22 protein-coding genes, 1 pseudogene and 1 riboswitch are annotated in these 26995 nt (G+C 61.2%); of the genes and pseudogenes, 17 read left to right on the top strand and 6 right to left on the bottom strand.

Annotated features, from left to right (window positions below):
- Nucleotides 1-23: 23 nt before the first annotated feature.
- Nucleotides 24-317 carry a hypothetical protein gene (locus tag PM3016_RS40170; RefSeq protein WP_014371275.1) on the bottom strand — a complete coding sequence of 98 codons (294 nt, stop codon included), beginning with the start codon at nt 315-317 and terminating at the stop codon, nt 24-26.
- A 199-nt stretch (nt 318-516) separates the two neighbouring features.
- Between PM3016_RS40170 and PM3016_RS40165 the strand changes: the two genes are divergently transcribed.
- The gene (locus tag PM3016_RS40165; protein ID WP_014371274.1) at nt 517-1719 is read left to right on the top strand and encodes an ABC transporter permease; all 1203 of its coding nucleotides are present in this window, start codon (nt 517-519) and stop codon (nt 1717-1719) included.
- A gap of 2 nt (nt 1720-1721) precedes the next feature.
- Entirely contained in the window at nt 1722-2837 is a 1116-nt protein-coding gene (locus PM3016_RS23955) for an ABC transporter ATP-binding protein (RefSeq protein WP_014371273.1), read from the top strand.
- Between the two features lie 203 nt (nt 2838-3040).
- Here PM3016_RS23955 and PM3016_RS23945 read toward each other — a convergent pair whose 3' ends face one another.
- Nucleotides 3041-4165: a sensor histidine kinase gene (locus PM3016_RS23945; protein WP_013919189.1), complete on the bottom strand. Its 1125-nt coding sequence runs from the start codon at nt 4163-4165 to the stop codon at nt 3041-3043.
- A gap of 63 nt (nt 4166-4228) precedes the next feature.
- Nucleotides 4229-4366: a sporulation histidine kinase inhibitor Sda gene (sda, locus tag PM3016_RS37555; RefSeq protein WP_013919188.1), complete on the bottom strand. Its 138-nt coding sequence runs from the start codon at nt 4364-4366 to the stop codon at nt 4229-4231.
- Nucleotides 4367-4499: 133 nt separating this feature from the next.
- A riboswitch (cyclic di-GMP riboswitch) is annotated at nt 4500-4587 on the bottom strand.
- A gap of 200 nt (nt 4588-4787) precedes the next feature.
- Here sda and PM3016_RS23940 point away from each other — a divergent pair.
- Nucleotides 4788-5951, top strand: a complete 1164-nt coding sequence (locus PM3016_RS23940) for an RCC1 domain-containing protein (RefSeq protein WP_014371271.1) — start codon at nt 4788-4790, stop codon at nt 5949-5951.
- Between the two features lie 152 nt (nt 5952-6103).
- On the opposite strand, the gene PM3016_RS38815 is transcribed toward PM3016_RS23940, so the two are convergent.
- A complete protein-coding gene (locus PM3016_RS38815) occupies nt 6104-6262 on the bottom strand; it encodes a hypothetical protein (protein WP_013919186.1) in 159 nt (52 codons plus the stop codon).
- A 269-nt stretch (nt 6263-6531) separates the two neighbouring features.
- Here PM3016_RS38815 and PM3016_RS23935 point away from each other — a divergent pair, with 269 nt between their 5' ends.
- Nucleotides 6532-7191, top strand: coding sequence for a zinc dependent phospholipase C family protein (locus PM3016_RS23935; protein ID WP_013919184.1), 660 nt, complete (start codon nt 6532-6534; stop codon nt 7189-7191).
- Here PM3016_RS23935 and PM3016_RS23930 read toward each other — a convergent pair.
- Nucleotides 7166-7891 carry an AAA family ATPase gene (locus tag PM3016_RS23930; protein WP_013919183.1) on the bottom strand — a complete coding sequence of 242 codons (726 nt, stop codon included), beginning with the start codon at nt 7889-7891 and terminating at the stop codon, nt 7166-7168. The genes PM3016_RS23935 and PM3016_RS23930 overlap by 26 nt on opposite strands.
- 214 nt (nt 7892-8105) lie before the next feature.
- On the opposite strand from PM3016_RS23930, the gene PM3016_RS23925 reads away from it, so the two are divergent.
- The 12 genes and pseudogenes from PM3016_RS23925 (at nt 8106) to PM3016_RS23865 (ending at nt 23547) form a co-directional block, all read left to right on the top strand.
- Nucleotides 8106-8366 (top strand): YqkE family protein, encoded by a 261-nt coding sequence (locus PM3016_RS23925; protein ID WP_013919182.1) that lies wholly within the window; start codon nt 8106-8108, stop codon nt 8364-8366.
- 1240 nt (nt 8367-9606) lie between these two features.
- Complete coding sequence (gene pdaA, locus PM3016_RS23920) at nt 9607-10395, top strand: delta-lactam-biosynthetic de-N-acetylase (RefSeq protein ID WP_013919181.1); 789 nt, start codon at nt 9607-9609, stop codon at nt 10393-10395.
- A 184-nt stretch (nt 10396-10579) separates the two neighbouring features.
- Entirely contained in the window at nt 10580-11737 is a 1158-nt protein-coding gene (locus PM3016_RS23915) for a phytase (protein ID WP_014371270.1), read from the top strand.
- A 261-nt stretch (nt 11738-11998) separates the two neighbouring features.
- A complete protein-coding gene (locus PM3016_RS23910; RefSeq protein WP_013919179.1) occupies nt 11999-13015 on the top strand; it encodes an ABC transporter ATP-binding protein in 1017 nt (338 codons plus the stop codon).
- 28 nt (nt 13016-13043) lie between these two features.
- Nucleotides 13044-14033, top strand: coding sequence for an ABC transporter ATP-binding protein (locus PM3016_RS23905; protein ID WP_014371269.1), 990 nt, complete (start codon nt 13044-13046; stop codon nt 14031-14033).
- 121 nt (nt 14034-14154) lie between these two features.
- Nucleotides 14155-15807 (top strand): peptide-binding protein, encoded by a 1653-nt coding sequence (locus PM3016_RS23900; RefSeq protein ID WP_014371268.1) that lies wholly within the window; start codon nt 14155-14157, stop codon nt 15805-15807.
- Nucleotides 15808-15852: 45 nt separating this feature from the next.
- Entirely contained in the window at nt 15853-16824 is a 972-nt protein-coding gene (locus tag PM3016_RS23895; RefSeq protein ID WP_014371267.1) for an ABC transporter permease, read from the top strand.
- A 4-nt stretch (nt 16825-16828) separates the two neighbouring features.
- On the top strand, nt 16829-17707 hold the full coding sequence (gene opp4C, locus PM3016_RS23890) for an oligopeptide ABC transporter permease (RefSeq protein WP_013919175.1): 879 nt from the start codon (nt 16829-16831) through the stop codon (nt 17705-17707).
- 343 nt (nt 17708-18050) lie between these two features.
- Entirely contained in the window at nt 18051-18290 is a 240-nt protein-coding gene (locus PM3016_RS23885; protein WP_013919174.1) for a helix-turn-helix domain-containing protein, read from the top strand.
- Nucleotides 18291-18462: 172 nt separating this feature from the next.
- Complete coding sequence (locus PM3016_RS23880) at nt 18463-19113, top strand: hypothetical protein (RefSeq protein WP_013919173.1); 651 nt, start codon at nt 18463-18465, stop codon at nt 19111-19113.
- Between the two features lie 82 nt (nt 19114-19195).
- Nucleotides 19196-21158: pseudogene (locus PM3016_RS23875) on the top strand (ATP-dependent DNA helicase).
- 460 nt (nt 21159-21618) lie between these two features.
- Complete coding sequence (locus tag PM3016_RS23865; RefSeq protein WP_014371265.1) at nt 21619-23547, top strand: fibronectin type III domain-containing protein; 1929 nt, start codon at nt 21619-21621, stop codon at nt 23545-23547.
- Between the two features lie 906 nt (nt 23548-24453).
- Here PM3016_RS23865 and PM3016_RS23860 read toward each other — a convergent pair.
- Entirely contained in the window at nt 24454-25812 is a 1359-nt protein-coding gene (locus PM3016_RS23860) for an MATE family efflux transporter (protein WP_014371264.1), read from the bottom strand.
- 302 nt (nt 25813-26114) lie between these two features.
- Here PM3016_RS23860 and PM3016_RS23850 point away from each other — a divergent pair, with 302 nt between their 5' ends.
- On the top strand, nt 26115-26915 hold the full coding sequence (locus tag PM3016_RS23850) for a polysaccharide deacetylase family protein (RefSeq protein ID WP_013919168.1): 801 nt from the start codon (nt 26115-26117) through the stop codon (nt 26913-26915).
- The last annotated feature ends 80 nt before the right edge of the window (nt 26916-26995 follow it).

Below are 26995 nucleotides of genomic sequence, written 5' to 3'. Positions count from 1 at the left end.
CTAAGGGAAGCCGGCGGAAACCTTTAACGGCCTCCTTCCGTAGGGCTGGAGGCCATCTGCTGCGGTACGCCGGCCTCGCGCTGCTGCTCCTGTTCTTCGTGCTGCCGCTGCTGAAGCTGGCCGGCCTGAGCTTCATGGATGAAGCGGGCCTGACGCTGCGCCACTACGGGGAGCTCCTGCGGGAGCCCCGTCTGCTGCGGTCGCTGCGCGATACGGCGGTCATCGTGGGCGGCGCCTCCGGGCTGTCGCTGCTCCTCGGAGCGGCTGCGGCCTGGTTCATGGCCTATACCGACCTGCGGGGCAAGCGCTGGCTGCATGCGCTGCTGCTCCTGCCGTTCCTGCTGCCGTCCTACGTGCTGACGCTGTCCTGGTCGTCGCTGCTCGGCACACAGGGCTGGCCGGCGGCCCTGCTCCGGACCATCTCGCCGGAGGCCGAGCTGTGGAGCGTCTACAGCTATGGCGGGATCATCCTCGTGATGGGGCTCCCATCACTTCCCGCTCGTCTATCTGCTCGCATTGGACACCCTGCGGCGCATCCCGCGGGAGGCGGAGGAGGCGGCCCGGGCTTCGGGGCTCGGCCGCTGGAAGACGCTGCTCCTCATCACGCTGCCGCTGGCCGCGCCGGGGCTGACCGGCGGGGCGCTGCTGGCGTTCCTCGCGTCGCTCGACAACTTCGGCATCCCGGCCTTCCTCGGCCTGCCCGCGGGCATCTCCGTGCTGAGCACGCGCATCTACGAGGAGACGGTCGGCTTCGGACCGTCGGCATTCCCGAGAGCGGCGTCGCTGTCGGTGCTTCTCGCGGTGATCGCCGCGGGCGGCGCCCTGCTGCAGCGGCTCTCGGTCCGCCGCGGCGGGGTGCCGGAGACGCGTGCGCCGGAGACGGCCGCCCGCCTGCACCTCGGGCGGTGGCGACCGGCAGCCGAAGCGGCATTCGCCGGCGGGCTGCTCCTCGTGACGGTGCTGCCGCTGCTCTCGATGACCGCCACCTCGCTGAAGCGGGCGTACGGTCTGCCCTTCGGGCCGGCCAACGCCACGCTCGCCAATTACCGCTACATCCTGCTCGAGACCCCGAAGGTGTGGCGGGCCATCGGCAACTCGCTGCTGCTCTCAGGGGCTGCGGCGGCCGTCATCCTGGTCCTCGGGACGGCGATCGCCTATCTGTGTGTCCGACGGCCATCCCGGTGGACAAGAGCCGCGGAGCTTGGACTCGCGCTGCCTTATACCCTGCCGGGCATCGTCTTCGGACTGGCGATGATCCTGACCTGGATGGAGCCGCTGCCGGGATGGAATCCGGGGATCTACGGCTCCGGGGCGATCCTGTTCATCGCCTATGTCTGCCGGTTTCTCGTGCTGCAGCTGCGGGCGGGCCTGGCGGCGTTCGCCCTAGTGGACCCTTCGATGGAGGAGGCGGCCCGGGCGGGCGGTGCCGGACGTACGGCGGTCTGGCGCACCGTGCTGCTGCCGCTGCTCCTGCCGGGCCTGGCCGGCGGCGCGCTCCTCGTCTTCTTCACGGCGCTGACGGAGCTGACGGTCTCCGCGCTGCTCTGGTCGCCGGGAGCCGAGACGATCGGCATCACGGTCTTCGGCTTCGAGCAGGGGGGCGACACGGTGTATTCCACGGCGCTGTCGACGCTTCTAGTGCTCCTGCTGGGGGCAGGCTGTGGCCTGATGGCGGGGATACGGCATTTTGCAGGAAAGAGAGGCATCAGGAAAGCATGAGCATGGGAAATACGATAAAGGCCGCCCGAACGGAAACGGGAGGGGCCGGAAGGCAGCCCCAGGCAGCTCCTCTGATCGAGCTGCGGGGCGCCTCCAAGACGTTCGGCGGCGATCCGGCGCTGCATCCGGTCGACCTGAGCCTGGCGCTGGGCGAATTCACGGCGGTGCTCGGTCCTTCCGGCTGCGGCAAAACGACGCTGCTGCGCCTGCTCGCCGGCTTCGAGGCCCCGAGCTCCGGCGAGATTCGGATGAACGGGACGCTTGTCGCCGGAGGCGGCGTGCTCGTGCCGCCGGAGCAGAGAGGCCTCGGCATGGTGTTCCAGCACTTCGCGCTCTGGCCGCACATGACGGTGGCCGAGCATATCCGGTTTCCGCTGCGGCACAACCGGCATCAGGAGCCGGCGGCCTCCCGCGAGGAGCGGGTCCGCGAAGTGATGGAGGCGCTCGGCCTCTCGGCCCTGGCGGACCGCCGGCCGCATCAGCTCTCCGGCGGCCAGAAGCAGCGGGTGGCGCTCGGACGCGCGATTGCGCCCCGCCCCCGGCTGCTGCTGATGGACGAGCCGCTGAGCGCGCTCGATGCCCTGCTCCGGGTGGAGATGCGCCGGGAGATCCAGGAGGCGCACCGGCTGAGCGGGGCCGCGGTCGTATACGTGACCCACGATCAGGGAGAGGCGCTGGCCATGGCCGACCGGGTGATCGTGATGAACCAGGGGCGGATCGAGCAGGCGGGCCCTCCCGAGGAAGTGTACATGCGCCCGGAGACTCCGTTCACCGCCCGGTTCGTCTCGAAGGCGAACCTGGTGGAGGGCAGCTGGGAAGAGGGCGGGTTCCGGCCGCGGGCGGGAGGCTCGGCGGAGCTGTGGGCCTGCGAGGAGCCGCCGCCTGCCTTCCGGCAGCACGGGGTGATGCCGGTCCGGCCGGGCGAGCTGATGCTGGGCTTCGCTGGCGGAGGCGGCATACCGGGCCGGGTGACCGCCGCCCAGTTCCAGGGCAGTGAATACCACTATTACGTCGACACGGGCACGGAAGTGTGGGAGATCCATGCCACCGACCGGTTCGCCCTTGGCTCCCACGTCACGGTGTACTGGGGCGGAGGGAATTCCTTCCCTCAGGCCTGATCGGATGGCGGGGCGGAAGAAGGGGATCGGAAGGCAGCGCCAAAAAGACCAAGGGACCGCGAGGGCCCTTGGTCTTTTGGTGGTTGTGTTCCGCCTCATCGCGCGGACAAAAGCAAAAAAGCCGGCTTCGCAGCGGGCTTCGCTTCACATACAAGAATCAAAATCTCGCCAGGGCTCGATTTGATCTTGCGGTGTACTCCGTATCATACGGAAGCACTGTTGACGGGAACCGCTCCGACACCGGTTTTGCGGAGCTTGACGGTGAAGGAGGTCTCGCCGGGACGGGAGTCGAAGGAGAGCACGCCGGCGTGCTGCTCTACGAGCTGCTTGCAGATCGCAAGGCCGAGCCCGGTGCCGGTGGTCTTGCTCGTGACGAACGGCGAGAAGAGCTTGTCCTTGACGTCCGGGGGAATGCCCGGGCCGTTGTCCGTTACCCGTATATAGGTGTGATCCCGGTCCTCGAAGCCGTGGATGGATATCATCTTGGGCTCGGAGGGCTCCATGTGCTGTACCGCATCGATGCTGTTGTTGATGAGATTGATCAGCACCTGCTGCATCCCGACCTGCTGTACGCGCAGCCGGATGTTCGGGCCTTCCACGCCGGAGAGCAGCTCGATGCCTTCGCTGCTGAGACGCGGTGCAACCAGATTCACAATGCCCAGAATGAGCTCTTCCATGCCGACCTCGCGGAAGGGCTCCTGCTCTTTGTTCTTAGAGAAGTTCAGGAAGTTGTTGATGTGCATCTGGATCGTGTTGAATTCTTCCTGAATGATCGATACGTAATGCTTCACGGCGCCTGCCGATTCGGCCGGAATCTTCGAGGTCAGCAGCTTCAGGAACCCGGAGATCGTGGTCAGCGGGTTGCGGATTTCGTGCGCCATGCTGGCCGCCAGCTTGCCGGCCATCTGCAGCCGCTCCTTGTGCATCTGGGTCATGGCCGAGTCGAGCTGCCGCTGGGAATGCTCCCAGAAGCCCGAGGATATCACATACTGGATCTCATCGATCCGCCCATGAATGCGGGGCATGTCGGAGATCAGCTCGTCTCCGGAAACCAGGCCTTCCGTATACAGCTCGGTGGAGGAGGCCAGCAGGATGGAACGCCATAGATGGGAGCTCTCCAAAAGATGGGTGGGCGGCGTGCTCATCGATACATGATAGCGGGTGAGCGCCGGAATCACCGGGAAGAGCGGGTGAAGCTCCAAAGGGATATGCCAGTCATTGACCAGGTGAAAATAGGATTCGGCCGTCCGCAGCAGCTCTGCGGAATCATACCTTCCGGGAAAGCGTTCTTCCACTCCGCTGACCCACTGAGTGATGATGGGATTCATTCGCGTTAACAGCAATCCTTGAAGGGTAGTAGACATCCTGCCTGCATATGCTCCTTTTGTGTATCAATCCATATGGAGTTGTCTGCGGTCGATTTCATCCCGCAGCAAGCGGATGAAGCTGGGCTCCAGTTTCAAATCGAGAGCCAGGAGATAGGCCTCCAGAAGATCTTCATCCGATAATTTTTCAAGGGAATGATTCAAGCTGGTAACCTCCAAAAGGACAAATTCTCACGAGATCAGAAGATTTGTGCCAAGGTAGAATGGTGCAGATTCTGATGATCGCTGATCACGCATGGACTGCCCCTGCAGACAGTACAGCCGCTTGGGTTAGACTAACGGCAGCCCGGCAGCCGTGGAACAGGATGTTCGGTAGGCCCGTGGCTTTGCGTCCTCCCCTTTAGAGGAGTTTGCCTTTGTCGGAAGTTATACTTCTATTGTATTGATTCCTGGCGTATTTGTATAGACTCCAAGACCTGCTTTCGATACATTTCACCTTACAAAACGAGTCTTTTGCCCTGAAAAACAGGTAAAAAATAGAAAAAATGCAACAAGTGAGCGGGGAGATGCGTTAAAAGTTTGTGGAAATTAAATCCATATATAGAAATAAGGAGTGTGTTTTAGGATGAATTATCGGAAGAAATCCTTTTCTCGTACCCGTTTACTAGGGACCTCCCTGCTGCTGTCCTCCCTGCTGCTGACGGCGGCAGGACCGGTTTCGGCCCAGGATGCGGCGGGTCCTGCTGCGGAAGGAGCGCATTTCTTTTTCTCCTCAGCCGCCAGGCACAATGTCGTCATGGATGATGCAGGGTCCCTGTGGTATTGGGGCAATAAGGCACAGGTCACCGGCGGGGAGACCATCGTTCACGACAACAAGCCCGAGAGGATCATGAGTCTCGCAGGCGCAAAACAAGTTGCGGCTTCCGTGAAGCGGAATCTGATCCTGAAAGAGGACGGGACGGTGTGGACCTGGTCCTGCGACTGGGTGATCGACCCGATGACGGGAGAGGGAGGGTCGAAGTTTTCCGTCCCCCAGCAGATCACGGGGTTATCCAATATCGTGAAAGTATCTGCCGGCATGTCCCTGTACGCCGCGCTGGATAAGGAAGGCCGGGTATGGATGTGGATCGATCCGCCCTATGGTACGGGAGAAGCGAGTCCCGTTTCCGATCTGTCGGATGCAGTCGATATCTCGGCAGGCATTGGCTCTCTTGTTATCGTTAAAAAGGATGGAACCGTATGGCAGTGGAAGCAGTTCGAGGGCTTTAACCTGAACACAGACAAGAAATTCACTAAGGTGGAAGGGCTGGAAGGGATCGTAAAGCTGTCTCAAGGCGAAGAGGCGGGCCACTTTATGGCCATAGACAAGCATGGCGACGTATGGGGCTGGGGGAATAATGTGGTCAATCAGATTGGACCTCAGACCGAACCTGTATCCGACCGGGATAAACCGGTGATCCGGAAGCCGGTCAAAATCCAAGGGCTTAGTCACGTAACCGAGGTGATCACAACTTCTTTTTCCACCCTCGCTTTAAGTGAGGACGGCTCGTTATATTTCTGGGGATTGAACCCGGCTTGGGCGTCGGGATCGAAGGAGACGATGAAATGGGATACTCCCCAACCATGGGCAGGCCTTCGAGACATTATCGCAGTAGAAGCGGGGGAGAGCCATTATCTCGCGCTTCGAAAGGATGGTACGCTCTGGGCCTGGGGGGAGAATGCGCTCGGCCAGCTCGGGGACGCTACGTTCCGCAAATCACTGACACCGGTGCAGGTCAAGCTGCCGTAACGGCTGTCTGAGCAGATAAGGCGCAGGTCCGCCGCGTCCTTCACTTTTCCTTCTTCCGCCCCTATCCAAAAAGCCCCTGACCTGCCGCACCGGTTCATCGTTGCGGCAGATTACGGGGCTTTTTGGAGCTGACCTTGCATAGTGGACCGAGCTTAAGCGGTCAGGCTCTCGTCCGCGAGAAGATAATAGAACTCGCCGTCCGCCCCGTGAATGACGATGCGTCCGGCCGCGTCGGTGTCCATATCGAGCACCTCGGCCGGCGTGAGGATGCGAAGTTCGCGGGTGCTGCTATGTAAAACGTGATAGATCATGAGTGCGTTCTCCCGGGTTCTGTGAAGTGATGCCGGGCCTCTTCACTTGGGGCCCGGTATGCTTCTATCATACCGGGGGAGAAGGGGGTGTGCCAGCGGCACTTCCTGGAAGCGGAGGTGCTTTGAAGTGCCTTGGGGAGCCAGGAGCTGATGCGAGTCTGTCAGGGATTCATCAGCTTCCGGCGATTGAAGGCGGCGGCGGGGATGGGAGACAATGGAAGCGGCGGGGTGAAGCCCTGCATAGATTTTTGCGGTAGAGGAGGGCTCTAATGCCGTCACGCATTATGCATTTGATTATCGCCGACGCCCTGGCGAAGGAGGTCGGCGCCCAGGCTCCGGGCGCCCTGCTGCTCGGCGCCCTGGCACCCGATGCCGCGAAGGCGGATGAAGCCGCGTCCGAGGCGCTGCATTTTGCCTCAAGGTCGTATATTGCTTACGGCGACTTCCTGCACCGCTACGGAGAGCGGATGCCCGATCCGTTCCTGCTCGGTTACTTGTCGCACCTGGTCGGCGACGATATCTGGTCGATCTTCGTGCATGCCAGCGGACTCCGCGACAGGGTCCGGGAGGAGCCGCGGCTCGCCAAGGTGTATTACCGGGACTTCCTGCTCTGCAACGCCAAGCTGCTCGAAGCCTACCCGAAGGAGGAGCTGTATGCCGCTCTGCTAGAAGCGGAGATTCCGTCCGGCTGGAGCGGGCGGGAAGGGGGGCTCGGTCCGCTGCTGGCGGAGCAGAAGCGCAGGGCGCTGCTCGATTTTGACTACCCTGCCGCCCACCTGACCGAAGAGCTGCAGCTGATCACGCTGGGTGACGTGCATCTCGGGATGGACCGCTGCATTCAGCGGACGCTGGACCTGTACCGCCCTTGGCTCCAGAGTGACCCGGACGCCAGGGAGGATGCCTTTATTCTTCATCCTCATCATCTTTGAACAGCTCATGAAGCAGCCGGTCCCGATTCTCAAGAAACTGGCGGGTCAGTACATAGTGTGCGGTGTCTTCATAGCGGATCGGGGCTACTGGGACGTCATCGAAATTCAGGATCGCGGCTCCCGGGTAGCCGAGCAGAATCGGGGAATGGGTGGCGACGATGAACTGGGCACGGTCCTCAAGGTTCTTCATGATCCGCAGGAGCGAGAGCTGCCTGGCGGGCGAGAGGGCGGCCTCGGGCTCGTCGAGCAGATAAAGAGCTTTGCCCCCGAAGCGGTGCACGAACAGGGACAGGAACGACTCCCCGTGGGACTGCCGGTGCAGGGACTTTCCGCCGTAGGAGTGCAGTGACTCGGGATTGCGGTCGAGGTAGGAGGCGAACTGGTAGAACGTCTCCGCCCGCAGGAAAAAGCCGCTCGTCACTTTGGGCATCCACGACAGCCTCAGATAGTCCCCAAGCGCCGAATGGGCCGCATCTACCTCATACGTATTGTTGCGTCCCCCGCCGGCCGTATGGAAGCCGCACTGGTAAGCGATCGCCTCAAGCAGCGTCGATTTGCCGGAGCCGTTCTCGCCGACGAAGAAGGTGATGCTGCCGCTGAAGTTCAGCGTATCCAGGTGCCGAACAGCGGGAATGTTGAACGGATAGACGGAGTCGTCCGGGATTCGGCTGCGCAGTAAGGTGAGTTCACGCAGGTACATCGGTCAAACCTCCCGCTTGGATAAAAATCGATAAGTCCATTGTACAACGCGGCTCCTCCCCCGGCCAAATGCAGTTTTCGCCCCCAAAGTGGTTGTCACGCCGGCGAAAAATGCGGTATGATTAACCATCATCTTTTCCCGTTCAGGGAGACGGGCGCGGCCGGGGCCGTACCCGACGTTTTATTTATTTCTCATAAGCTGGGAGGCAGGGAACATGGTGAAAAAAAGAGGACCCGTCGCGGCACCCAAAGCCGCGGCGGAGGACAAACCGGCAACGCTGAAGGATCTGCTGAATCCCGAGGTGCTGCAGAAGCTCAAAGCCCAGTCCGAATCGATGAAGGCGGAGGCGGAGCAGCGCAGGGAAGAGGAGCGCCGGCGTGCCGAAGAAACCAGACGTGCGGAGCAGAAGCGGCTCGATAACGACTTCGGCCATCTGCTCGAGAAGTCCGATCCGAACTGGCGCAAGTATAAATAAGCCGGAGAGCGCGCTGCAAAGGTTTGATAGGCTTCGGGGCTTGTGCGGAGCAGCGGGACGGCGTGGCACGGCTGCTGCAAGCCTCTCCAAGAAGCGCACCGGCTTGAGTCAATTGTGTGTGCGGGTAGTCGAGGCCATGCAGCGCGCGGATGGGTAGGCAGAGGACGTGCCTAAACATGCGGGCATCGGCTGGGGCTCCCGTACTGCATTGTGGAGCCCCCTGCTGGGGCCTCAGTCCAATAACGAGCGCCGGAGTACGAGGGCATGCCGGTATTGGAAGCTGCGGACTTAAAGCGGTGCATGCGCATCGGCTGGAGGGCTGGCTGTACTCCACTGCATGGAGCATCGCATGCTTTGGACTGAACTGCTCGGTAGAGAGCGCTGCCGATCCGGTTGTGTGAGGCTTCCTGCCCATCCGTCGGAGCTGGGATGAAAATAGCGGAACCCGGATGCCTTATCCGGTTATTTCCCGGTATCTCCCAAAGAATAACGGAGCTCCGATGCGTTATGGGACGGATTTTCCACTTCAGGCCGTCCCATTTCTATCCATAGCGTACCTCAGTTCCGCTAATTCCGCAGCAGCCCTGTTGAAACGGAACATAGCGTATCTCAGTTCCGCTATTTTTGAAGCTAAAGTCGGGAGCAAAAGAGCCATTCTACAGTTAACATACCGTGGGCCGGAAGTGGCCGAATTTGTATCAGGGGCAGGCGCAGAGCCTGCCTTTTGGTGTGCAGAAAAACGTTTCAGCAGCAAGGGGAGATTCGTGCGGAGCAAAATTAAGGGATTTGAGAGGGAAAGCGGAAGCTGGGGAACGCTGCTTTGCGAGACAGGGTGGCCGTTGCCCCGATGCACAGCACAATAAGCTGAGCCTCCATACGCGAACGGACCCGGCGGAGCTCACATACGCAGCCCCTCGGATGGAGCGGCAGCCGGATCGGACTTCGCCCCGATGCACTGCTCAATTAAGCGGAGCACGCAGCCGGATCAGGCAGGGCGCCAAGCTTGGCGGCTGGAACTCGTCTGTCGACAGCTCCGCTGACCGTCTGAGCATCTCCCTCCCAGCCATCCATCTATGCACGCATCGAACCGTCGGGACATGACGTCCGGGCGGTTTTTGCTGCTCCTGCCGGCATTTTCCAGACGCGGAAGGCTCCTCGGAACCGGAAAATGTGGAATATTACAGGGGAGTTGTGCTCCCGGTTCCAGCGGAGCCTATTCCACCAGCGAGGAGGGTATACCATGCGCCAGAAGGCGAAGTTTGCCATGCGGGTCACCGCGGTGCTGCTGACCGGCCTGCTGCTCACCTCAGGGCAGCCGGCCTCGGCGGACGGCGGGTATCATTTTGGCTTCAAACGGTCGACGAAGGGCCAGCAGCCGTCCATCGACCAGGAGGGCTTCAAGCCCCTGCTCCAAAAGTACGATGCGGTCTTCACCGGAGACCCGTCGCAAAAGGAGCTTTACCTGACGTTCGACAACGGCTACGAGAACGGGTTCACGGCAGGCGTGCTCGACACGCTGAAGGAGAAGGGCGTGCCGGCGATCTTTTTTGTCACCGGACATTATATCGAGAGCCACCCGGAGCTGCTGAAGCGGATGACGGCCGAGGGGCACCTGATCGGCAACCACTCGTGGCACCACCCGGACATGAGCCAGATCTCCACGGAGCGGATGAAGGAGGAGCTGCTGCGGGTCAAGGATGCCGTGGCCGAGCTCACGGGGCAGAAGGAGATGCGCTATCTTCGGACGCCGCGGGGCATTTTCACGGAGCGGTCCCTGTCCGTCTCGCGAGAGCTCGGAATGACGAATGTGTTCTGGTCGGTCGCTTACAAGGACTGGGATACGACGGACCAGAAGGGCCCCCAGTACGCCTATGACAAGGTCATGGCGCAGCTGCATCCCGGCGCAGTCATTCTGCTGCACTCGGTATCGAAGGACAATGCGCAGGCGCTCGGCCGGATCATCGACGAGGCGAGGCGGCAGGGCTATGAATTCAAGAGCCTGGACCAGATGAAGGTGCACACGCCTTAGGGCCTTGCATGGTCCGGTACTTAACGGTTCATAGGGTTCATATGTTCAGGCGCTTTACATGTTCCGGTGCCGCACATGCCGGAGCGTCTTCATGAAACGTTAACATGGGGTTCATAAAAGGGACATGCGGCCCTCCTATCCTTAGCAGAGAAATCAACACACCTTAAGGATGGAGTGGAATCCCTTGAAAGCATTGAAATCCCGTATTCTCACAGCAGCCGTACTCTCCCTTGTCCTTCCGGCGGCCGCAGGCCTGGCCGGTGTGCCGTCCGTAGCTGAAGCGAGCGCACTGCAGTCGGCCCGCGTACTCCCGTCGGCCGAGACCGACGCTGTGGCCAGCGGCTCGGATGCCGCGGATGATCCGTCGATCTGGGTGCATCCGTCCGACCCGGCGAAGAGCATGATTATCGCGACGAATAAAGACGGCGGCATCCTCGTGTACGACCTGAACGGCAGACAGAAGTATTCCTACGAGACCGGCCGGATGAACAACATTGATGTCCGCTACGGCTTCAAGCTCGCCGGACAGACTGTAGATATCGCCGCGGCGACGAACCGGACCACGAATTCGATTGACATCTTTGCTATAGACAAGTCCACCGGCGCGCTGCGAGCGGTGAGCGGCACGCCGATCGTCTCGTCGATGAGCGAGGTATACGGCTTCAGCTTGTACCACAGCCTGAAAACCGGCAAGTACTATGCGCTCGTGCTCGGCAAAGAGGGCGAGTTCGAGCAGTATGAGCTGTTCGATAACGGCAAAGGAGCCATCGACGGCAAAAAGGTGAGGGAGTTCAAGCTCGCCACCCAGTCCGAAGGGATCGTGGCCGATGACGAATACGGCCGTCTGTACATCGCTGAAGAAGATGCCGGAGTCTGGCTCTACGGGGCGGAGCCGGGCGACGGGGATGTGCGGGAGACGGTGGCTGCCGTGGACGGCGTGAAGCTCACGGCCGACGTCGAAGGCCTGACCTTGTATTACGCGGAAGACGGGGAAGGCTACCTCATCGCCTCCAGCCAGGGAAGCTCCTCCTATGCGGTATTCGACCGCGAAGACGGGGAGTACGAAGGCAGCTTTGTCATAGCGGACGCTCCGGGCATTGACGGCACAAGCGAGACCGACGGCATCGATGTGCTGGGCTTCGGCCTCGGAAGCCAGTATCCGAAGGGCCTCTTCATCGCGCAGGATGATGAGAACCTGCAGGACGGTGCCGTGATCAACCAGAACTTCAAGATCGTGAAGTGGGATGCGATCTCCGATGCTTTCGAAGACGTCTTCGGGGACGATCTGGATGTAGACAATGATATCGATCCGCGGAAGCTGGAATACAGGGAAGAAGACTGAGCGCTGAGACCTTGAAGAATCCCGGAAGCTGCGGGAGGAGCGGGGATGAGAGGGCCTGAAGCCGATGCGGCATGGGGGAAACGGAGGGCGCAGGAGGAATCCTGTGTCCTTTTGGCGTTGTATTGACCTCCTGAATATTCCCAAAAGTATAAAAATCTTGATGACAATTTCTTCCTCAGCTTATACAATAGGCCATATATATTTTAAATTTTCTTAAGATTCTCAACAATCCAAACAATCTTAAGAATCTCTCTATTGCGAATGATACATTACGTATCGATCGTGCATTCCATAAGCGAGGTGTTCGTATTGTCCGAAAGCATCTTGGAGGTTGAATCCCTCACTACGGTCATCCGGGACAAGCGCAGGGAGGTGACGATCGTCGACGGCATCGATTTCCGGATCGGCCGCGGCGAAGTCGTCGCGCTCGTCGGCGAATCGGGCTGCGGCAAGAGCATGACCTCGCTCTCCATCATGGGCCTGCTCCCCCGCACGGGAGCGATCGCGAGAGGGGACGTTCGGTTTCACGGGCGGTCGCTGGTGGGCCTGAAGAAGCGCCAGCTGTCGCAGATCCGGGGGCGGCACATCTCGATGATTTTCCAGGAGCCGATGACCTCCCTGAATCCGGTGCTCACGATCGGCACCCAGCTCACGGAGAGCATCGTCCGCCACCTGAAGACGGATAAGGCGGCTGCACGGGCTTCGGCCGAAGAGTGGCTGCGCCGGGTCGGCTTCCCGGAGCCGGCGCGCATCTGCCGGGAGTACCCGCACCGGCTCTCCGGCGGGATGAGGCAGCGCGTCATGCTGGCCATGGCGATGGCCTGCCGGCCCGAGCTGCTGATCGCCGACGAGCCGACCACCGCACTCGACGTCACGATCCAGGCGCAGGTGCTCGATCTCCTGCGGGAGCTCCTACGCGAGAGCGAGATGGCCGTGCTCTTCATCACCCATGATCTCGGGGTGGTGGCGGAGATGGCGTCGCGGGTCATTGTGATGTATGCGGGCCAGATTGTCGAGTCGGCGGACGTGCGGACGCTCTTCACCTCGCCCCGGCATCCGTATACGCAGGGGCTGCTGCAGTCGACGCCGCGCATGCACGGGGGGCCCGAGCGGCTCGTGCCCATTGCGGGCAGCGTGCCGCCGCCGGGAAGCCACGGCCCGGGGTGCCGGTTCGCGGACCGCTGTCCGATCGTCCGCCCGGAATGCCGCGATGCCATGCCGAAGCTGGAGGGGATCGGGCCCTCGCACGAAGTGCGCTGCATAGCAGCAACATCTTGAGCCGTTCCAGCCCAGAGGAGGAATGTCCATGAGCGAACCGCTGCTCCAAGTATCGAATCTCAAAAAAAGCTTCCCTTACGGCAAGGGCGCCGGCGCCGGCCAGGTCCGCGCGGTGGACGGGGTCAGCTTCACCGTGCAGGAGGGCGAAACCCTCGGCATCGTGGGGGAGTCCGGCTGCGGCAAGTCCACGGTAGGGCGGCTAGTGCTGCGCCTTCTCGATTTGACCGAAGGCCAAATCCGCTTCGGCGGCCGGGAGATCGGCTGCATGTCCCAGCGCGAGCTGCGGCCCCTGCGCCGCCAGATGCAGTGCGTGTTCCAGGACCCGTACGCCTCGCTGAACCCCCGATTGACCGTCGGTCAAACGGTGGCAGAGCCGCTGATCGTCCAGGACAAGCTGAGCCGCAGCGCAGCGATGGCCCGCGCGGAGCAGCTGCTGGACCTGGTGGGCCTCGGCGCGGGAGCCGCTTCGCTGTATCCCCATGAATTCTCGGGCGGACAGCGGCAGCGGATTGCGATCGCCCGGGCGATTGCGCTGCAGCCCCGGCTGATCGTGGCGGACGAGCCCGTATCGGCGCTCGACGTCTCGATCCAGGCGCAGATCGTCAACCTGATGCGGGACCTGCAGGAGCAGACGAAGATCTCCTACCTGTTCATCTCGCACAATCTCAGCGTCGTCAGCCATATCTCGGACCGTGTGGCGGTCATGTACCTCGGGCGCATCGTGGAGCTTGCTTCGCGCGACGACCTGTTCCTGCGGCCCAGGCATCCTTACACGAAGGCGCTGCTCACCTCCGTGCCCGAGCCGGACGTGGAGCGGCCGAGGGAGCGTATCCTCCTGAGGGGTGAGGTGCCGAGCGCCGCGAATCCGCCTTCCGGCTGTCCGTTCCACCCGCGCTGTCCGGCGGCGGAGGTGCGCTGCAGCATCGAGACGCCGGCCTTCCGCGAGACGGCGCCCGGCCATTTTGCGGCGTGCCATTTTGCCGAAACGATCGAATCCGCCCCGCTGTCCGTCTCTTGAATCCGGACATGGATGCGCTGCACACTCCTGATCCCATCACCACACCAGGCTGCCGTGAGAACCGTTGCCCGTCTGTATCCGCGAGCTATACCCCATTCATACATAGATAGGAGACATGTTCATGAAACTTCGTTCTTCCCGTCCTGCCGCCGCTTTGTCCGCCCTCCTGTCCGCCGCCGTGCTCCTGTCCGCCTGTACGTCCGGCGAGAATACAACGGCTCCGCCTGCCGGGGAACAGACGCCCCCTGCAGCCGAAGCCAAGAAGGAGAAAACGGACGGCGGCGAGATCATCTGGGCCTACCTGTCCGATCCGCAGGGCTTCAGCGATCTGTGGGCCACGACGACGACATCCAGCGAGATCAACGATCTCGTGACAAGCTCGCTGTACCACTACAGCACGAAGCAGGACCTCGATCCGGACCTGGCGGTCGGCCAGCCCACTTTTTCGGAAGATAAGAAGGAGATGACCGTGAAGATCCGCACCGACGCCAAGTACACGGACGGCCAACCGGTCACGGCCGACGATGTCGTTTTTACTTATAATGTCGCCTTGAGTCCGGACTATAAAGGTCCGCGCAAAGGGGTCTTCGAACAGCTGGCCAAAGTCGAGAAGGTCGACGAGGCGACGATCAAGTTCACGTTCAAGCAGCCTTTCGCGAGCTTCATCGACCTCATGGCCTATAACATTCTGCCGAAGCACATTCTGGGCGAGACCCCGGTCAAGGACATGGACAAGGCACCGTTCATCAAGCAGCCGGTCGGCTCGGGCCCCTACAAGCTCGAGGAATGGAAGCAGGGGCAGTACCTGCGTCTGGTGCGCAACGAGAATTACTACGGCGGCAAGCCGGCTGTCGAGAAGGTAACGGTGAAAATCATTCCGGACGCCAATTCCATCATGGCGCAGCTGCAGACCGGGGAAGTCAATGCCAGTACGGTGCCGGCGGACAACCTGGCCGTCATCGAGCAGTATGCGAAGACGTCGGGCAAGATCAAGCTCCAGAAGGGGATCAAATCCTCGACCTATCTCTATGTCGCATGGAATCTGACCAACCCGCTGTTCCAGGACAAGAAGGTGCGCCAGGCGCTGACGATGGCCATCGACCGGCAGGGGATCGTCGACGGGGTGCAGGAGGGCCAGGGGGTGATCGTCCACAGCCAGACGCCGCCGACCTACTGGAGCTATACGGAGAACGTGCCGAAGTTCCCGTTCGATGCCGAGAAGGCCAAAGCGATGCTCGCCGAAGCCGGCTGGAAGGATTCGGACGGCGATACGATCCTCGACAAGGACGGCAAGAAGTTCGAGTTCGAGATGCAGGTGAACCAGGGCAACAAGGTGCGCGAGAAGGCCGTCACGGTCATCCAGCAGCAGCTGAAAAAAATCGGAATCTCGGTGCAGCCGCGGGTAGTGGAAGGCTCGGCCTTCTCGAAGAACTTCCAGAGCAAGCAGTTCGAGTCGATCTTCTACGGCTGGAACATTAGCGGCGACCCGAACCCGAAGGGCATCTGGCATTCCGCCGAGATCGAGCACGGGCTCAATAATGTCACGTACAAGAATCCGGAAGTCGACAAGCTGATCGACGAGGATCTGCAGACCTTCGATACGAACAAGCGCAAGGAGCTCCTCGGCAAGATCGACGCGCTGATCGCCGAGGACCAGCCGTACACGTTCCTGTATTCCCCGACGACCACGGTCGCGTACCCGGCGAACCTCGAAGGATTCAACCCGGCGCGCGATTCCTTGAGGGAAGTGGAGAAATGGTACTTCACGAAGTAAGAAGAGGTACGGACCGCTCTACTACGACCGACAGGAGGGGATCCCGTGTCCCGCTACGTGCTGCAGCGACTTCTTAATGCGATACCGATCCTCATCGGCATCACGATCATTTCGTTCGCCATCATCCACATGGCGCCGGGCAGCCCGCTGTCGGCGTTCATGGAGGACCCGACCATCAAGACGGCCGATAAGGAAAACATGGTCCGTACCTACGGGCTCGACCAGCCGCTGTATGTCCAGTACTGGAAATGGGTCAGCGGCATGGTCACCGGCGACTTCGGCACCTCCTTCCTCAAGAATCAGCCGGTGAGCGACCTGATTCTCGACCGCCTGCCGAATACCCTGCTGCTGACAGTCACGAGCATGGCGATCTCGCTGCTGATCGCCCTGCCGCTCGGCATCCTGTGCGCGCTGCGGGTGGATTCGCGGCTTGACCGGTTCGTCTCGTCCATGACCTTCGTGGGCATGTCGGTGCCCGCCTTCTGGCTCGGGCTGATGCTCATCATGTTCTTCTCGGTGAAGCTCGGCGTGCTGCCATCCGGCGGCCTGCAGACCGTGGGCGGCAGCTTCTCCTTGACCGATCGGCTGCAGCATCTGGTGCTGCCGCTGTTCACGATCGTCTGCGGCGAAGTGGCCGTCTGGACCCGGTATGTCCGATCGAGCATGCTCGAGGTTATCAACCAGGATTACATGCGCACAGGGCAGGCCAAGGGCCTGCGGGACGCCAGGGTGCTCGGGGTGCACGGCCTGCGCAACGCGCTGATTCCGCTGGCGACGCTCTTCGGCCTGTCCCTGCCGGGGCTGTTCGCCGGCACGCTGATCGTCGAGACGATCTTCTCCATCCCCGGCATGGGCCGCCTCTTCACGGAGGCGGCATTCCAGCGGGATTATCCGGTGATCTTCGCCATCACGACGATCTCGGCCTTCCTCTACGTATTCGGCAGCATACTCGCCGATATCTCGTACGCGCTGCTGGATCCGCGCGTCAGCTATACGACTAAAGAAGCGAAGGGGTAGTCTTATGGAAGCAGCCATTGGAGCTGTCCCGCCGGGGGCGGCCCCGTCCAAGAAGGAAAACCGGGCTTGGGCCCGGTTCAAGCGCAACAAGATGGCGATGGCGTCCCTGGTCATCATGATCATTCTGGTCCTGCTGGCGCTGCTGGCGCCGGTTATCGCCCCTCACGACCCGGCGGAGCAGGATCTGCTGAACCGGCTCAAGCCGCCGAGCGCAGCGCACTGGTTCGGCACCGACGATCTCGGCCGGGACCTGTTCTCCCGTGTACTCTACGGGGCCCGGGTGTCGCTGTCGGTGGGCATCGTCTCCGTCGTGCTCAATGTCATCATCGGCGTCACGGTCGGGTCACTGGCCGGCTATTACGGCGGCCGGGTCGATGCCGTGCTCATGCGCTTCGTCGATATGATGCTCGCCTTCCCGTCCCTGTTCGTCATGATCGCCGTGGTGACCCTGCTGCGGCCGAGCCTGTTCAATATCATCCTCGTGTTCGTGGTCTTCGGCTGGATGAGCAAGGCGCGGCTGCTCCGCGGCCAGATTCTGACGGTGAAAAACCGGGAGTTCGTCGAGGCGGCCCGGACGATCGGGATGTCGGATGCGAGGATCATCTTCGTCCACATCCTGCCGAACAGCCTCGCACCGGTGATCATCTCCGCCACGCTGCAGATGGGCACGATGATTCTCACCGAATCGACGCTGAGCTACCTCGGCCTTGGCATTCAGCCTCCGGCCGCAAGCTGGGGCAACCTGCTGCAGAGCGCCCAGAATCTGACGATTCTGATGAAAGCGCCGTGGCTTCCTTTTATCCCCGGCTTTATGATCTTCCTTACGATCATGTCCTTCAACTTCATCGGGGACGGCCTGCGCAGTGCGCTCGACGCCAAGTAAGCCTTCGGCCGGTGGAGGAGACAATCCTTACGGAAATGGAGCACAGCAATAGATAACCCAGCTATAGACAACACAGCGATAGACGGAAGACGGCATCCCGGCGGTGCCGTCTTTTTGGGTATGTGCGAATCCGTAGGGGGCAAGAGGGCATAAGGGGAAGGATAATTCTTCCGAGGCTGGAAACAATGGAAAGGTTAAGGTTAGAGCGGCACAAGATGGGAGCCGGGTAAAGCGGGAAGCCGGGCAATGAAGGGAAGCCGGGTAAGGAAGGGAAGCCGCGCAATGAAGGTAAGCCGGTAACGAAGGGTAGCCGAAGGGAAGCAGGTGAAAGGAGGAGATGGCGTTGAAACTGGAGGCCCGGGCCTGTCTGCTGCAGGAGCGGTTGAACGAGAGGGGACTGAAGGTGGAGGAGCTGGCCGGCAAATTGTTCTACAAGCCGGAGAAGCTGTATGATTATATCAGCATGACAAGGATCATGCCGCTGCAGGTGGCCGTATCCATCGCCGACACGCTGGGCTGCGAGGTCAGGTCACTGTATGAATGGGTGCCGGTCGAGGGAATTCCGGGCAAGGAAGGTTCATAGCAGCCGGTCTCGGGGAAGAGGGTAGGGTAGAGGATAAATATGGGACGAATTTTGGAGACCTCGGAAGAGGATTTCATAGAATCATGTCGAATAATATCCTTACCAGGGTCTTATAGTCGCATATATACATGCCTTAAGACTCATAACTCTGAATTCAATGGGAGAGAGTCTCTTGGATAATTTGCCGTTAGCCGCCTTCTTCTTCGTCACCTGGATCGGTATATTTATGCTCGCTCTTGCCTTTTTCCGGATCAAGTTTCATACCTATGTGAAGCCCATGCTGATTACGGTCGGGCTGATGACCCCGTTGTCCTGGGCGCTGATCCAGCTCATGGAGATCCATGAGTACTTTCACATGCTGAATGCGCCTGTGGAGATCGGTGTCGCCACGCTCTGTATGCACCGGCTGTTCAAGCTGAGCCGCACCGATTCGTTCATGATGGTCACGCTGTCTTACGGCATTGCCGTCTTTATGGAGAATGTGACCTCGATGATCGTCAACGACTACCAGATGGACCGGGCTTCGATCGCATTGGCCAGCGGCATCATGCATCAGGAGTGGTTCTTCGCGTTCCTGATCTTCCTGATGTCCTACGCCATGCTGTCCCTGCGTCTCGGATTCACGGTGGTGCGCAGGCACGTTCAGCCGGCGATGTCAAAGCGGTTCCGTATTGTGCTTGTGCTCACCTTCTGCTCGGTCTGGTTCTCGAATATTATCGTCCATTTCGTAGGGGAACTGCTGCTGCTGTCCACCTACCTTATGTTTTTTATCTTCGGGTACCTGTGCATCCGGCTCTACCGGCAGGAACTGGAGGAGGATTGAGCCTGTTCGGCAGGGATGACCGTACAGGGTGTCGAATACATAGCCGTTGCACGATTCTTAGGTCATGGAGGAACGATTGATAGTGGAGCGGTACCCTTTTGCGTTTGATCCGTCCCGTCCCTTTGCCGCACAGGTAGGGGAATGGGTGGCGGATGTGTTTTACGATATCCTGCCCGAGGCGGGCTTCGAGGTCCGCGACGAGCAGATTTATATGGCTTTCCAGCTCGAGAAAGCCTATGCGGACAAAAAGATCATCTTCGCGGAAGCGGGCGTGGGTACGGGCAAGACGCTCGCTTACCTGCTCTATGCGGTCTGCTATGCGAGATATACCCGCAAGCCTGCCGTGATCGCCTGCGCGGACGAGTCGCTGATCGAGCAGCTTGTGAAGCCGGGCGGAGATGTCGCCAAGCTGGCCGAGCATCTGGATCTGGCGATCGACGCCCGGCTCGGCAAGTCGCCGGACCAGTACCTCTGCCTCATGAAGCTCGACGAAGCCCGGTTCCGGGATGAGGACGGCGAGCTCTTCGAGGAGGTCTTTGAAGGGCTGCCGGACTTCGTCCGCACGAATGGGGCGATGCAGTCGTTCCACCCCTACGGCGACCGCAAGCATTATCCGCACCTGACCGACGAACAGTGGGGCCGGGTGGGCTGGGACGCTTTCCAGGACTGCTTCGTGTGCGAGAAGCGGCACCGCTGCGGCCAGACGGCTGTCGCGCGATCATTACCGGCGGTCGGCGGACGTCATCATCTGCTCGCATGATTTCTACATGGAGCATGTGTGGACCGCCGACAGCCGCAAGCGGGAAGGGCAGCTGCCGCTGCTGCCCGAGCACAGCTCCGTCGTCTTCGACGAAGGGCACCTGCTCGAGACGGCGGCCCAGAAGGCGCTGACGTACCGGCTGAAGCATGCGGTGTTCGAAGAGCTGATCGTCCGGCTGCTGCAGGGGGAGATCCGCGAGACGCTGGCGGTGCTCATCGACGAAGCGATCGACGGCAGTGAAGTTCTTTTCCGCGAACTGGAGCGTCAGACCCGGCCGATCCCGGGCTCCGAGCGCATGCGCATCGAGCTGAGTCCCGCGCTGCTGCGGGAGGTGGGCCGCTTCCGCAGCGTGCTCACCGCCATCGAGGAAGAGCTGGTGTTCGAGGGGGAGCTCTACACCTTGAACGAGTACCAGCTGCGCATCGTAGAGGAGCATCTCGAGATGATGCAGCGGGCGCTGCGCCTCTTCGACTCCCCGGATACGCTGATCTGCTGGGCGGAAGGCGCCGGAGAGGCGCTGACGCTCTGTCTGATGCCGCGCACGGTGAAGGAGGTGCTCGGGGAGCAGGTGTTCTCGGCGAAGATGCCGGTCGTCTTCTCCTCCGCGACCCTCTCCGTCGACGGGTCGTTCGACTATGTGGCGGACAGCCTCGGCATCCGCAGCTATCTGTCCTTCTCCGTGCCGTCTCCTTACGATTACGAGGACCAAATGGAAGCCTTGTTCCCGGTCTGGCCAGAGGGCGGGACCTTCGGCGAGAAGCTCGGTACGGCCGCACGGCTGCTCCAGCGGACGGCGGGCCGGGCGCTCGTGCTCTTCACCACGAAGGAGGAGCTGCGGCGCTTCAAGAGCGAGATCGCAGGCCAGCCGGGCTGTGCCGGACTGCGCTTCCTCTTCGAGGGCGATGCGGAGATCAGCCATCTCATCGAAGAGTTCCAGTCCGACGAGGAGAGCGTCCTCTGCGCCGTCTCGCTGTGGGAGGGCCTCGATGTGCCGGGCCCGTCGCTCTCGAACGTCATCATCTGGTCGCTGCCGTTCCCTCCGCATGATCCGGTCTTCATGGTGAAGCGGGCCGCCTCCGCCTCGCCTTTCGAAGAGGTGGAGCTGCCTTACATGCTGCTGAGGCTGCGGCAGGGGATCGGACGGCTGATCCGCTCGCGCGAGGATCGGGGGATCGTGGCGGTCTTTGCCGAGCAGCGCCCCGAAAGCGCTCAGGTTCGGGAGCGGATCGAAGCGGTGCTGCCGCAGGGCGTACGGCTGAAGGAGCTGCAGGCGCTTCAGGGGTAAGGGCAGGCAGGCTGATCGGCCATTGGCCGGCAGAGGCTGCCGATGACATTGTTATGGGTTCCAGAAGTCCGGGAGAAATCCCGGGCTTTTTTGGTGCGGGTAAAAAGGTGGTTCGGGGAGCAGGTTCAGAGGGTGGTTCGGGGAGCAGGTTCAGAGATATGGGTTCGGAGATTGCAGGTTCGGAGCTGCAGGTTAGCAAGTGGAGGTTCGCAGATGCAAAAGTTCGGAGCTGCAGGTCTAGAGATGCGGGCTCGTACCGGCTTGGCTCCGATTTGCCGGAACACGTACGAACGCTGGAGGACCAGGGGAATGGCGGGCCGGCCGCAGCACGGATGAGCGATATTTATCCCCTGATTGTCGGTATTTCCACCTTAAAGATCTGGGGGAATTATCCAATAATAGAGGAGCGGTCCATGAGATATGGAATCCCAAAATGAATCCCAAAGGAGCGTGTTCCTTCATGATCCGGCAGCGCACGAAGCCGAAAGCCCTGATTCTTGCTCTTATTGCCGTCCTGCTGCTCAGCCTGATTCCACTGGCCCCCGCTCAGACCCTCGGTGCGGCGGCGCCCTGGCAGGCGAACACCGCTTACAAGGCGGGCGACCAGGTCACCTACAGCGGCAAGTCGTATCAATGCCTTCAGAATCATACGTCACTGACCGGCTGGGAGCCGCCGAACGTTCCCGCCCTGTGGAAGGACATCACCGGCGGGGACAACGGCGGCGGAGCCGACACCCAGGCACCGACCGTGCCGGCGAATGTGACCGTATCCTCGAAGACATCCTCCTCCGTCACGCTGGCCTGGGCCGCGTCCTCGGACAATGTGGGCGTAACGGGCTATGAGGTGTACCGGGGTGGGGCGCTTGCGGCCGCTGTTGCCGGCACATCGGCGGCGGTCGGAGGGCTCGCGGCGAATACGCCGTACACGTTCACGGTGAAAGCAAAGGATGCCGCGGGCAATGTCTCGGCGGCGAGCGCCGCCGTCACCGTCACGACGAGTCCGGCATCCACGGCCGACTCGACGGCCCCAACCGCTCCGACCGGCCTCAAGGTGAACGGCGTCACCTCCTCGTCCGTTACGCTGAGCTGGACGGCTTCGACCGACAACGTGGGGGTAACCGGCTATGAGGTGTACCGCGGTTCGGCGCCTGCCGCTTCCGTAACCGGAACGTCCGCGACAGTCAGCGGCCTGGCCGCCGGCACCTCGTATACGTTCACGGTGAAGGCGAAGGATGCCGCCGGCAATATTTCCTCCGCGAGCGCCTCCGTGACCGCAGTGACCGGGCAGGGTCCGGGGACGCCGCCCGGCCCGCGCAGGTTTGTGGCCTATGCGAGCACGTGGAATACGAGCATCTATGACTTGAAGCCGGAGAATATCCCGAATTACATCACGAACGTCAACCTATCGTTTGCTCGTCCCGACACGGCGTATGTCAAGGGCTCGTACCAGTTCGATCAGGCGGTCGCAGGCTTTGAATTCGTGGAAGGAGCGGCTGCGACCACCGGCCAGAAAAAGTTCACCGCCCAGCAGTCTCAGGATCTGCGCAGTGCGATAGCTGCGCTGAAGGCCCGCGGCACGGAGGTCTGGGTCTCGGTCGGAGGATGGTCCTACAGCCAGGGCGACCAGTGGTCCCGCTTCAGCGCTCCGCGCGTCGTCGATCTGGCCCTCGACCTCGGAGCCTCAGGTGTGGACATCGACTGGGAGTCGAGCTCGAGCGTCTGCAACAAAGGGGATGCGGCAGCCTTCTCCTGCACCAAGGATGCGGAGATCAGCGGCATCATCGCATCGCTGCACAGCGAGATCGCTTCCCGCAGCGCCGGGCTCAAGATTTCGATCGCCGGCTGGTCCACGGGAGCCTACTATGTAAAGGGCACGCCGTTCGAAGAAGGCAAAGTGCAGTGGGGCTCTCCGTTCGGCGGCACGATGTACACGGTGGTCAAAAATCACGGCAGCAAGATTGATATGATCAATCTGATGTCTTATGATGCGGGCGACTATTTTGATCCCCGGGAGAGCTATGAATCCTACCGTGCGATCTATGGAGGCGTCATCAACATGGGCATGCAGATTGCGCCCGAGGGCGCCGGCGGTGCGATCCTCGAGGTGGAGGCGCCGGCCGGGACCGTGTATGACGCCGATATGCTGACAGGCCAGAACAACATGGCCGTCCAGTACTACAATGTGGAGACGATGGTGAAATACATCAAGAACAAGGGCAAAGCCTCGGACGGCTTCATGCTCTGGCAGCTGTGGAAGCAGCGCGTCCACCAGCCGGCGCCGGCGGGCGCGGCCACCGAGAACAGCGCGGGCCAGTACGTCTGCCGCAACCTGCCGCTGAACGGCGACTGCTCGCAGAGCATCCCGGCGCTGCCGAAGCTGACGCCGTAGGCAGCGTTGAGGTCTGACGCCGAGTGCTGATGCCCAGGGCAGGCGCTGTGGGTGACGCAAGGGCAGACGCTGAGGGCAGACGCTGAGGGTGAGCGCGAGGCAGACGCAAGGGCAGACGCTGAAGGCAGACGCTGAATGCAGGCGCGAGTGCAGGTGCGAGTGCAGGAGCTGAGTGCAGGAGCTGAGTGCAGGAGCTGAGTGCAGGCGCGAGTGCAGACGCTGAGGTCGGACCTCGAGTGCTAACCCTGAGTACTGGCAGAGTGCTGATGCCAAGGGCTAATGCCGAGGTCTGGCGTCGAGGTCTGGCATCGAGTGCTGAGCAGACGCTGAGAGCTGATAGCTCCTATGTGCCGGCGCCGCGGCCTGACGCTAACAGCTAGCCCCCGGCGCAGTCACGGGCAGGCAAGCGGCGAAGCACTCATAGGAGAAATCAGAAATAGCGGAAATCCGATGCGTTATATCTGTTTGCGAAAGAGCTTGGTTAAATATAGAGGAACTGAGGTTCGCTATTACCAGATTTGAGGCTGTTTTTTGATGAAAAGGACCCCAATAACACATCTGAGTTCCGCTAAGTGCCGGGAAATGATGGGAAATCATCGAATAAGGCATTATAGTTCCTTTATATTTTGAATGAAGAGAGTAGGGGCCCGCTGTCCCGATGCCCATAGAAGTGCCGCGAAGCTGGCCCGCCGATTCGCTTGCCGAAATGCGGATGCGTCGATATAATGTCTTGCAGTCGATATAAAGTCTTGCAGCGGCAGAGAATTTACTTAACGCGAGAAGAATGATGCCAGGTACGGTCCACTGATTCTTGGTTCATGGCTGCAGAAGCAAAGAACACCCTCCACGTCGAAGGGTGTTCTTTGCATTATGATCCAACGACGCGCACTGCGGCGCCTCGTCCTTTTAAGAGGCGGCCTGCTCCCGCGCCCGGCTGCGCTGCACGTAGACGAGGCGGGTGAACAGGCCGGCCGCACCGAAGGCCAGGCCGGTAATGAGGCCGATCCAGTAGCCGAAGGCGCCGAGCTCCGTGTGGGCGAGCCAGTAGCCGACAGGCAGGCCGATCACCCAATAGGAGACGAGCGCCACGACCAGCGTCACGTTGACGTCCTTGTAGCCGCGCAGGGCGCCCTGAATGGGGGCGGCGAGCGCGTCGGAGAGCTGGAAGAACAGTGCGTAGAGCAGGAAGTGCTCGACGAGCTCCAGCACCTCCGGCTCCGACGTGTAGATTGCGGCGATCGGTCCGCGGAAGAGCAGGAGCACGACGGCGCACAGCACGGCCATGCCGAGGGCGGACCCGATCCCGAGATAGCTGTACTGCCGCGCGTCCGCTTCCCTGCGGGCTCCGGCCTCGAAGCCGACGAGGATCGTCAGCGCCATCGAGATCGAGAGCGGGATCATATACAGGAACGAGGCGAAGTTCAGGGCTGCCTGATGCGCCGCAATGGTGACCGTCTGGAACTCGCTCATGAGCAGCGTCACAGCGGCGAAGATGCTTGTCTCGAAGAAGATCGCGAAGCCGATCGGCACCCCGATGCGCAGCAGCTCGCCGAAGGCCCGGAGCGACAGGCCGTACAGCCGGCCGAACACCCGGTATTCGGCGAACGGGCGGTAGCGGGCGATGAAGAGAGCGGCGATCAGGCAGATCACCCAGTAGGTGATGGCCGACGCCACGCCCGCACCGACACCGCCGAGCCGCGGAAAGCCGAGGCTGCCGAAGATGAGCAGGTAGTTGAGGCCCGCATTGACGGGCAGGGAAACCAGGGTGATCATCATCGACATGCGGGTCTGCCCGAGCCCGTCCATGAAGCAGCGGAGCACGGTATAGACGAACAGGGGCAGGATCCCGGCGGAGATGGCCGTCAGGAAGCCGCGGGCGATCTCCCGGACGGACGATTCGAGGCTCATCCGGTCCAGAATCGGGTCGAGCGCGAAGAAGCCTGCCGCCGCCACGGCGGCCGCTACGATCACGGCGACATAGACACCCTGGATGACCGTGAAGGCTACGCGGTCCTGGCGCCGCTCGCCGACGAGCTGGGCGACCATCGGAGTGACGGCGAAGAGGATGCCGGTCAGTCCGGTCTGCACCGGCACCCAGATCGAGGCGCCGATGGCGACGCCTGCCAGATCCGTTGACCCGGCATGGCCGGACATGAACGTATCGAAGAAGGTCATCGCGAACATCGTGACCTGGGTGACGAGAATCGGCAGCAGGATGAGGAGGAGCTGCCGCATTTTTTGCATGCGGGTGTGCGTTTGGTTCATCACTTATGTATTCCTTTACAAGTAAGATAAGAGAAAAAAAGGCATAAAACCTATCATAACAGAGTCGGAGGCAGGGAACAAGCCGGGGGCGGAGACGGCCGGCAGGACGCCAACCCGGGCAGCGAAGCGGTCGGAAAAGAGCAGCTCGAGAGAGCGAGCCGGATCATTGAAGCGTTTCATGAAATCTTCGCCGATCTGTTTTATAATAGAATGAACTCCAAGAAGCGGCAGCAGACAAGCCCGCGCATACGAGGGCTGCAGACGAACGATCCTACCCATTCCACTCGAGGTGAACCGAATCCATGCCCAAAGTAGTCGTAACCTTCCCGGAGGGGAAGCACAAGGTGCTTACACTGAGCTATGATGACGGCCGTGCGGCGGACCGCAGGCTGATCGGCATTCTGAATGCGCATGGGATCAAAGGCACATTCCACCTGAATTCCGGGCTGCTCGGCACCGGCGACCGTCTGGCCGCCGAAGAGATCGCAGCACAGTACCGGGGCCACGAGGTATCGGCCCATACGGTGACCCATCCGACGATTGCGCGCAGTCCGAAGGAGCAGCTCGTGGAGGAGATCGCCCAGGACCGTCGGGGGCTCGAGCAGCTGGTGCAGTACCCGGTCAGGGGCATGTCGTACCCGAACGGCTCCTACAGCCGGCAGATCAAGGAGCTGCTGCCCTTCCTCGGGATCGAGTATTCCCGGACGGTGGAGAGCACCGGAGGCTTCGGCATGCCGGACGACTGGCACGAATGGAAGCCGACCTGCCACCACAACGGGCCGCTGATGAGCCTGGCCGAGCAGTTCGCCGGGCTGCACAAGAAGCAATATCTCTACATGATGTATGTGTGGGGGCACAGCTATGAGTTTGACAACGATAACAACTGGGACCGCATCGAGCGCTTCTGCGAATATATCGGAGGCCGGGAGGACATCTGGTACGCGACCAATATCGAGATTGTGGATTATATGGCGGATTTCCGCCGGCTGCGCTTCTCCGCAGACTCCACGTTTGTGCATAACCCCAGCGCCTCGTCCGTGTGGCTGCAGGTCGACGACCGGGTGGTCGAAGTGCCGGGCGGATCTCAGGTGAAGCTGGTCTGATCCGCAGCCTGTTCACCCCTGCTTTTATCCATAGACTGCACCGGAACTCTATCCATATTATACCAAAACACATGAGGAGG

The organism is Paenibacillus mucilaginosus 3016, from assembly GCF_000250655.1.
In the GTDB taxonomy this organism is placed as follows: domain Bacteria; phylum Bacillota; class Bacilli; order Paenibacillales; family NBRC-103111; genus Paenibacillus_G; species Paenibacillus_G mucilaginosus.
Note: the sequence above shows the minus strand (reverse complement) of the source record. Positions and strands in the feature narration are given on the sequence as shown.

Excerpts from the sequence above, each read along its gene's own strand:
- PM3016_RS23860 (WP_014371264.1), bottom strand. The coding sequence starts at position 25,812 with ATGAACCAAACGCACACCCGCATGCAAAAAATGCGGCAGCTCCTCCTC.
- opp4C (WP_013919175.1), top strand. The coding sequence starts at position 16,829 with ATGGAAGCAGCCATTGGAGCTGTCCCGCCGGGGGCGGCCCCGTCCAAG.
- PM3016_RS38815 (WP_013919186.1), bottom strand. The coding sequence starts at position 6,262 with ATGATCTATCACGTTTTACATAGCAGCACCCGCGAACTTCGCATCCTC.
- PM3016_RS23905 (WP_014371269.1), top strand. The coding sequence starts at position 13,044 with ATGAGCGAACCGCTGCTCCAAGTATCGAATCTCAAAAAAAGCTTCCCT.
- PM3016_RS23910 (WP_013919179.1), top strand. The coding sequence starts at position 11,999 with ATGATACATTACGTATCGATCGTGCATTCCATAAGCGAGGTGTTCGTA.
- PM3016_RS23865 (WP_014371265.1), top strand. The coding sequence starts at position 21,619 with ATGATCCGGCAGCGCACGAAGCCGAAAGCCCTGATTCTTGCTCTTATT.
- PM3016_RS23935 (WP_013919184.1), top strand. The coding sequence starts at position 6,532 with ATGCCGTCACGCATTATGCATTTGATTATCGCCGACGCCCTGGCGAAG.
- PM3016_RS23945 (WP_013919189.1), bottom strand. The coding sequence starts at position 4,165 with ATGAATCCCATCATCACTCAGTGGGTCAGCGGAGTGGAAGAACGCTTT.
- pdaA (WP_013919181.1), top strand. The coding sequence starts at position 9,607 with ATGCGCCAGAAGGCGAAGTTTGCCATGCGGGTCACCGCGGTGCTGCTG.
- PM3016_RS23850 (WP_013919168.1), top strand. The coding sequence starts at position 26,115 with ATGCCCAAAGTAGTCGTAACCTTCCCGGAGGGGAAGCACAAGGTGCTT.
- PM3016_RS23925 (WP_013919182.1), top strand. The coding sequence starts at position 8,106 with ATGGTGAAAAAAAGAGGACCCGTCGCGGCACCCAAAGCCGCGGCGGAG.
- PM3016_RS40170 (WP_014371275.1), bottom strand. The coding sequence starts at position 317 with ATGCAGCCAGCGCTTGCCCCGCAGGTCGGTATAGGCCATGAACCAGGC.
- PM3016_RS23940 (WP_014371271.1), top strand. The coding sequence starts at position 4,788 with ATGAATTATCGGAAGAAATCCTTTTCTCGTACCCGTTTACTAGGGACC.
- PM3016_RS23930 (WP_013919183.1), bottom strand. The coding sequence starts at position 7,891 with ATGTACCTGCGTGAACTCACCTTACTGCGCAGCCGAATCCCGGACGAC.
- PM3016_RS23900 (WP_014371268.1), top strand. The coding sequence starts at position 14,155 with ATGAAACTTCGTTCTTCCCGTCCTGCCGCCGCTTTGTCCGCCCTCCTG.
- PM3016_RS23955 (WP_014371273.1), top strand. The coding sequence starts at position 1,722 with ATGGGAAATACGATAAAGGCCGCCCGAACGGAAACGGGAGGGGCCGGA.